General features: G+C 72.8%; 7 protein-coding genes. All 7 read right to left on the bottom strand.

Translation table 11 applies throughout. The annotated features are described in order from the left end of the window. Nucleotides 1-235: 235 nt before the first annotated feature. The 7 genes from AAFN69_RS14680 to AAFN69_RS14650 all read right to left on the bottom strand — a co-directional run bounded on the left by AAFN69_RS14680 (nucleotide 236) and on the right by AAFN69_RS14650 (nucleotide 6,797). Nucleotides 236-730, bottom strand: coding sequence for a nuclear transport factor 2 family protein (locus AAFN69_RS14680; protein WP_347728903.1), 495 nt, complete (start codon nucleotides 728-730; stop codon nucleotides 236-238). A gap of 13 nt (nucleotides 731-743) precedes the next feature. Beyond that, complete coding sequence (locus AAFN69_RS14675) at nucleotides 744-1,718, bottom strand: Gfo/Idh/MocA family oxidoreductase (RefSeq protein WP_347728902.1); 975 nt, start codon at nucleotides 1,716-1,718, stop codon at nucleotides 744-746. Further along, nucleotides 1,718-3,124 carry an NDP-hexose 2,3-dehydratase family protein gene (locus AAFN69_RS14670; protein WP_347728901.1) on the bottom strand — a complete coding sequence of 469 codons (1,407 nt, stop codon included), beginning with the start codon at nucleotides 3,122-3,124 and terminating at the stop codon, nucleotides 1,718-1,720. The genes AAFN69_RS14675 and AAFN69_RS14670 overlap by 1 nt, the downstream gene beginning before the upstream one ends. Then, nucleotides 3,121-4,425, bottom strand: a complete 1,305-nt coding sequence (gene rfbH / locus AAFN69_RS14665; RefSeq protein WP_347728900.1) for a lipopolysaccharide biosynthesis protein RfbH — start codon at nucleotides 4,423-4,425, stop codon at nucleotides 3,121-3,123. The genes AAFN69_RS14670 and rfbH overlap by 4 nt, the downstream gene beginning before the upstream one ends. Further along, a complete protein-coding gene (rfbB, locus tag AAFN69_RS14660; RefSeq protein WP_347728899.1) occupies nucleotides 4,422-5,435 on the bottom strand; it encodes a dTDP-glucose 4,6-dehydratase in 1,014 nt (337 codons plus the stop codon). Before rfbB ends, rfbH begins: the two co-directional genes overlap by 4 nt. A gap of 92 nt (nucleotides 5,436-5,527) precedes the next feature. Next, a complete protein-coding gene (locus tag AAFN69_RS14655; protein WP_347728898.1) occupies nucleotides 5,528-5,788 on the bottom strand; it encodes a hypothetical protein in 261 nt (86 codons plus the stop codon). A 58-nt stretch (nucleotides 5,789-5,846) separates the two neighbouring features. Next, nucleotides 5,847-6,797 carry an ACP S-malonyltransferase gene (locus AAFN69_RS14650; protein WP_347728897.1) on the bottom strand — a complete coding sequence of 317 codons (951 nt, stop codon included), beginning with the start codon at nucleotides 6,795-6,797 and terminating at the stop codon, nucleotides 5,847-5,849. Nucleotides 6,798-6,800 lie beyond the last annotated feature (3 nt).

Below are 6,800 nucleotides of genomic sequence, written 5' to 3'. Positions count from 1 at the left end.
CGGCGGGGAGGGTGAGGGGGCGGGCGGCGGGCTGTTCGGGGGTCATGGGCGGGGTTCTCCCGGGGGCTGTGGGGGGTGTGCCGCCGGGCGGGGGACGGTGGGGCGGGTGCGGGTGCGGGCGGTGGTGAGGGCCCAGGCGGCGCGGCGGAGCAGGAGGGTGTGCAGGGGCGGCGGGGGTGGCGGGGTGTGGGCGGGGGTGGTGGGGGCGGGGGTGCGGGGGGTGTTCATGTGCCGGTCACCGCGGGGTGTCGGGGAGGGGGTCGGGGGAGGTTCCGGTGGTCCAGGTGACGTGGAAGGCGACGCGGTTCAGGCGCCAGCCGCCGGGGGTGCGGACGGCGTGGGCGTCGTAGTGGCCGCCGATGGTGAAGGGGGTGTGGCCGGGGGTGTGGTGGAGGTGGGTGGCGCTCTGGTGGACGCGCAGGCGGGCGCGGTCGCCGTGGAGGGTGATGGTGTGGTTGGCGGAGAGGTGGTGGGTGTGGGCCCAGCGGGCGCGGGCGGCGGCCTGGAAGGCGGTGTAGGCGGTGATTCCGGTGCAGGTGCCGATGGGGAAGGTGAAGGTGGCGTCCTCGGTGAACAGGGCGGTGTAGCGGGCCCGGTCGCCGGGGTCGCCGGCGAGGTCGAGGGCGGTGACGTAGGCGTCGAAGAGTTCGCGCAGTTCGATGCGGTCGCTCAGTTCCCGGATGCGGGTGGTCAGGGCCGCGAGTTCGGTGTCGTGGGCGGTCTCGGGCATGCTCGGCTCCTGGTCAGGGGGGCGGCGGGCCGGATGCGCGGCGGCGGATGTGGTGGAGGAGGTCGGCCTGGTGCAGGGAGTCGGGGTCGAGGGGGGCGGCGGTGCGGGCGGCGGCGGTGAAGGCGGTGAGGGTGGTGCGGACCTGGTCGGCGGCGGGGAGGGTGAGGTGTTCGGTGGTGCCGGGGCGTTCGAGGAGGATGCGGGGGGTGTGGCCGGCGGGCGGGGTGAAGGCGTGGTCGAGGGTGATGCGGCCGAGGGTGCCCCAGATCTCGTAGCGGGAGCGGTAGGCGTGGTCGAGGCCGAAGGTGAGCTGGGCGGTGGTGCCGTCGGGGGTGTGCAGGAGTGCGGTGCCGGCGATGTCGACGGCGTGGCCGGGGCCGCCGGGGGTGAGGGTGGCGCCGGCGACGCGGAGGCGGGGGCCGAGGAGGTGGAGGGCGGCGCGGACGGGGTAGACGCCGGTGTCGAGGAGGGCGCCGCCGCCGAGTTCGGGGTTGTGGCGGATGTCGTGGGCGGGGAGGGCGGGGACGGCGAAGGCGGCGTGGAGGTGGCGGGGGCGGCCGATGGCGCCGTCCGCGAGGAGGGTGCGGACGGCCTCGTGCTGGGGGTGATGGACGAACATGACGTTCTCCATCAGGGCGAGGCGGTGGCCGGCGGCGAGGCGGGCGAGGCGGCGGGTGGCGGCGGGGTCGGTGGTGAGGGGTTTCTCGGCGAGGACGTGTTTGCCGGCGTTGAGGGCGGCTTCGGTCCAGTGGGCGTGGAGGGCGGCGGGCAGGGGGAGGTAGACGGCGTCGATGTCGGGGCGTTCGAGCAGGGCCCGGTAGCCGTGGACGGCCCGGCAGCCGAACTCGCCGGCGGTGCGCCGGGCGGTGTCGCGGTCGCGGCTGGCGACGGCGGCGAGTTCGGTGTCGGGGTCGTCGCGCAGGGCGGGCAGGATGCGGCGGCGGGCGATGGCGGCGCAGCCCAGGACGCCGATGCGCAGGGGGTCCATCAGAGGCGGACCGCGCCGGAGGTGAGGCAGGACAGGAGGGTGCGGGCCTGGACGTTGAGGTAGTGGTTGTGGCGCAGGAAGCAGGTGAGCTGGTGGGGGGTGGCCCAGAAGTAGCCGGGCGGGGGGTCCAGGGGGGTGTCGTCGGCGTCGGTGTCGAGGATGAGGTAGCGGCTCTCGGCGTTGAGGAAGCGTCCGCCCTCCTCGGAGTGGCGGGCCTCGTAGCGGATGCGGGCGGGGTCGGCGCCGAGGACGAGGTCGAGGAAGAGGGGCCGGTCGGAGCCGGTGAGGTGGGAGTAGTTGGCGGGGGTGTACTGGACGGTGGGGCCGAGTTCGACGGTGTCGGCGAAGCCGCCCTCGACGCGGGCGTGGACCAGGACGTGGGGGGTGCCGGCGATGGTGCGGGTGAGGAAGGCGGTGACGCCGAGTCCTTTGGGTTCGAAGAGGGGCTGGGTCCAGCCGGCGACTTCGCGGCTGCCGGCCTGGACGCCGACGGCGACGACGCTGAAGTAGCGGTCCTCCTCGTGGTCGATGGACCAGGGGCCCTGTTTCCAGCCGGGGATGCCGGCGAGGGGGACGCGGTCGGCGGTGACGTCGTGGCGGGAGCGTTCGGAGGTGAACCAGGACAGGAGTTCGGTGTCGGTGTTGAGGGCGTGGGCGCGGGAGTCGGGGTGGGGGGCGCAGGCCAGGACGGTGCGGGCGTCCATGTTGACGATGTTGTCGCGGCGCAGGAGTTCGCCGATCTGGCCGAGGGTGAACCAGCGGAAGTCGTCGTGGAGGGGGATGTCCCCGTGGGCTTCGACGAGCATGTTGCGGTTGGACTTGCGGAAGAACCAGGAGCCGTGTTCGGACTGGAGGACGTCGACGAGGACGCGGCCGCGGGCGGGTCCGGTGAAGTGTTCGATGTAGCGGACGCGGGAGCCGTTGTGGGCGCCGGTGTAGTTGCTGCGGGTGGCCTGGACGGTCGGGGAGAGCTGGAGGAGGTTGCGGTTGCCGGGCTCCATCTTGGCCTGGAGGAGGAAGTGGAGGACGCCGTCGAATTCCTTGACGAGGATGCCGAGGATGCCGACTTCGGGCTGGCGGATGATGGGCTGGTGCCATTGGCGGGTGCGGCCGTCGGTGGTGCTGGTGACGCGCAGGCCCTCGACGGTGAAGAAGCGTCCGCTGTGGTGGCCGAGGTTGCCGGTGGCGGGGTCGAAGGACCAGCCGTCGAGGTCGGCGAGGGGGATGCGGTCGACCTGGAAGCGGTGGGCGGCGCGGCGTTCGTCGAGCCAGGTGTCGGTGTCCTGGGCGGAGCCGGGGGGCGGGGCGGTGTCGGCGGAGCGGGCGAAGCGGGCGGGCAGGCCGGTGTCGAGGCGGGGGCGGAGGGCGGGTTCGGCCGCGGGCGGGAAGGCGGTGCGCACGGTCATGAGCGGGCCTCCGCGAATTCCTTGACCGAGGCGATGACGTAGTCGAGCATCTCGTCGGTCAGGGCCGGGTAGACGCCGACCCAGAAGGTGTTCTCGGTGATGATGTCGCTGTTGGTGAGGGTGCCGGCGACGCGGTGTTCGCGGCCGATGTAGGCGGGGTGGCGGGTGAGGTTGCCGGCGAAGAGGCGGCGGGTGCCGATTTTGCGGTCCTCGAGGAAGTCGACGAGCGCGGCGCGGGTGTAGGGGGCGCCGGGGGTGACGGTGAGGGCGAAGCCGAACCAGCTGGGGTCGCTGTCGGGGGTGGCCTCGGGGAGGATGAGGTGGGGGGTGCCGTCGAGTCCGTCGCGCAGGCGGCGCCAGTTGCGGCGGCGGGCTTCGCAGAAGCTGTCGAGTTTGTCGAGCTGGGTGAGGCCGAGGGCGGCCTGGATGTCGGTGGCCTTCAGGTTGTAGCCGACGTGGGAGAAAATGTATTTGTGGTCGTATCCCTCGGGGAGGGTGCCCATTTGGTAGTTGAATCGCTTGAGGCATTTGTTGGTCTCGCCCGGTTCGCACCAGCAGTCGCGTCCCCAGTCGCGGAGGGATTCGACGATGCGGGCGAGGGCGAGGTTGGAGGTGAGGACGCAGCCTCCCTCGCCCATGGTGAGGTGGTGGGCGGGGTAGAAGCTGACGGTGGTCAGGTCGCCGAAGGTGCCGGTGAGCCTGCCCTGGTGGGTGGAGCCGACGGCGTCGCAGTTGTCCTCGATGAGGAAGAGGTCGTGGGCGTCGGCGAGGGCGGCGATCTCGGCGACGGGGAAGGGGTTGCCGAGGGCGTGGGCGATCATGATGGCGCGGGTGCGGGGGCCGATGGCGGCGGCGACGCGGTCGGCGGTGGTGTTGTAGGTGGCGAGGTCGACGTCGACGAAGACGGGGACGAGGCCGTTTTGGATGATGGGGTTGACGGTGGTGGGGAATCCGGCGGCGACGGTGATGACCTCGTCGCCGGGGCGCAGGGCGCGGTCCTCCAGGAGGTGGGAGGTGAGCGCGGTCATGGCGAGGAGGTTGGCGGAGGAGCCGGAGTTGGTGAGGTGGGCCTTGCGGTGTTTGAGGGCGCGGGCGAAGCGTGATTCGAAGCGGCGGGAGCTGGGGCCGGCGGCGATGCGCATGTCGAGGGCGGCTTCGACGAGGGCGGTGCGGTCGTGTTCGTCCAGGACGGCTCCGGCGGGCCAGATTTCGGTGGTGCCGGGGACGAAGGGCTTGTCGGAGCGGGTGTCCAGGTGGAATTTGACGGTCTCGTCGAGAATGAGTCCTTTGTGGACGTTCATGACGGGGTCCCTTCCCGGTGCAGGGGTGCGGAGTGGTCGCTGCTGGGGTGTTTGGCCGCTTTCCACCAGCCGGGGTTGTCGCGGTACCAGGCGACGGTGCCGGCGAGGCCCTGTTCGAAGGGGATGCGGGGGGCGTAGCCGAGTTCTTCGCGGATCTTGGTCTCGTCCAGGGCGTAGCGCAGGTCGTGTCCCTTGCGGTCGGCGACCTTGCGGATCATGGAGGTGTCGGCGCCGCAGAGGTCGAGGAGGCGTTCGGTGATGTGGCGGTTGGTCTGTTCGTTGCCGCCGCCGATGTTGTAGATCTCGCCGGGGCGTCCGCCGTCGAGGACGAGGGCGAGGGCGCGGCAGTGGTCGTCGACGTGGAGCCATTCGCGGATGTTGGCGCCGTCGCCGTAGAGGGGGACGGGGCGGCCCTCGAGGAGGTTGGTGACGAAGAGGGGGATGAGTTTCTCGGGGTGCTGGTGGGGGCCGTAGTTGTTGGAGCAGCGGGTGATGGAGACGTTGAGGCCGTGGGTGCGCCAGTAGGCGCGGGCGATGAGGTCGGAGGAGGCTTTGGAGGCGGCGTAGGGCGAGTTGGGGGCCAGGGGCCATTCCTCGGTCCAGGAGCCGTGGGTGATGGAGCCGTAGACCTCGTCGGTGGAGACGTGGAGGAAGCGGTTGACGCCGGTGGCGAGGCAGGCGTCGAGGAGGATCTGGGTGCCGGCGACGTTGGTGGTGATGAAGGGGGTCGCGGAGGCGAGGGAGCGGTCGACGTGGGATTCGGCGGCGAAGTGGACGACGGCGTCGTGGCCGGGCAGGAGGGTGTGCAGGAGTTCGGGGTCGCAGATGTCGCCGCGGACGAAGGTGAGGCGGGGGTCGCGGGCGGGGAGGTTGTCGCGGTTGCCGGCGTAGGTGAGTTTGTCCAGGACGGTGACGGTGGTGGTGTCGTGGCCGGGGTAGCCGCCGTCGAGGAGGGTGCGGACGAAGTGGGAGCCGATGAATCCGGCTCCGCCGGTGACGAGCAGCCTCATGCCGCCGCCTCGGTGCGCGTCCGGTCGGTGACCTGCTGCGTCATGGTGTGTCTCCCTTGGGTGGCGTTGGACGGTGACAAGGGTGGTCGGGGTCAGGCGGTGTGGGTGGTGCGCCAGGTGCGGGGGGTGCGGGCGGGGCGGCGGGCGGTGGTGAGGGCGGGTCCGCCGCCGGTGGTGCCGCCGTGTTCGCTGATGAGGGCGGCGGCGCGGGCGAGGGCGGCGGTGGTCAGGGCGGTGAGCCGGTCGGTGTCGGGGCCGGGCCGTCCGGTGCCGGGGTGGTCCGCGCCGGGGTGGTCCGTTTCGGGCCGGGCGGGGCCGGGGTCGGGCCGGGCGGGGTGCGGGGGCGGGTCCACGGGCTGCTCCTGGGGCGGGCGGGGGTGCGGGAAGGTTTCTTCCCGGCCGGGGGCGGGGTCAGAGGGAGGCGCCGGCGAGGGCGTTGACGGCCAGGGCGCGGCGGCGGGCGGTGTGGGTGGCGTGGACGCGGGCGCCGGGGAGGATGGCGCGGATGAGGGTGCCCAGGACGCGGCCGGGGCCGACCTCGACGTAGCGTTCGGTGCCGGCGGCGGCGAGGGTTTCGACGGTCTCGGTCCAGCGGACGGGGCTGGTGAGCTGGGAGCGCAGGGCGACGACGGCTTCGGCGGCGGTGGTGACGCGGCCGCCGGTGACGCTGGAGACGAGGGGGATGCCGGGGTTGCGGAATTCGGTGGCGATGAGGGCTTCGGTGAATTCGGCCTCGACCTCGCGCAGGAGGCTGGAGTGGAAGGGGCCGCCGGTGTGGAGGCGGACGGTTCTGGCTCCGGCGGCGCGGGCGGCGCGGGCGGTGTGGGCGACGGCGGCGCGTTCGCCGGAGACGACGGTCTGGCGGGGTTCGTTGTCGCCGGTGATCTCGGCGAGGGCGCCGGTGGCGGTGACGGCGGCGGCGACGAGGGCGCTGATGTCGGTGCGGGGCAGGCCGATGACGGCGACGGTGTCGTTGCGGACGCGGTCGCCGACGGTGGCGACGAGTTCGCCGCGGAGTCTGACCAGCCACAGGGCCTCGGTCCATTCCAGGACTCCGGAGGCGACGAGGGCGGCGTACTCCCCCAGGCTGTGGCCGGCGACGGCGTCGGGCCGGAGTCCTTCGGCGCGCAGGGCGTCGAGGATGACGAGGCTGTTGAGGAAGACGGCCGGCTGGTGGACGGCGGGGTCCTCGAAGTCGCGGGGGGTGCCGTGGGCGCAGAGCCGGGACAGGGGTATGCCGAGCAGGTCGTCGGCGGTGCGGTAGTAGGTGGCGGTGAGGTCGGGCCGCCGGGCGAGCAGTTCGAGGTCCATGCCGGACCGCTGGGATCCCTGCCCGGGGAAGACGAAGGCGGTGAGGGTCATCGG

The sequence above is a fragment of the Streptomyces sp. CAU 1734 genome (assembly GCF_039888735.1).
In the GTDB taxonomy this organism is placed as follows: Bacteria; Actinomycetota; Actinomycetes; order Streptomycetales; family Streptomycetaceae; genus Streptomyces.
The sequence above is the reverse complement of the archived record's forward strand: the minus strand, read 5'-3'. Positions and strand labels throughout refer to the sequence as shown.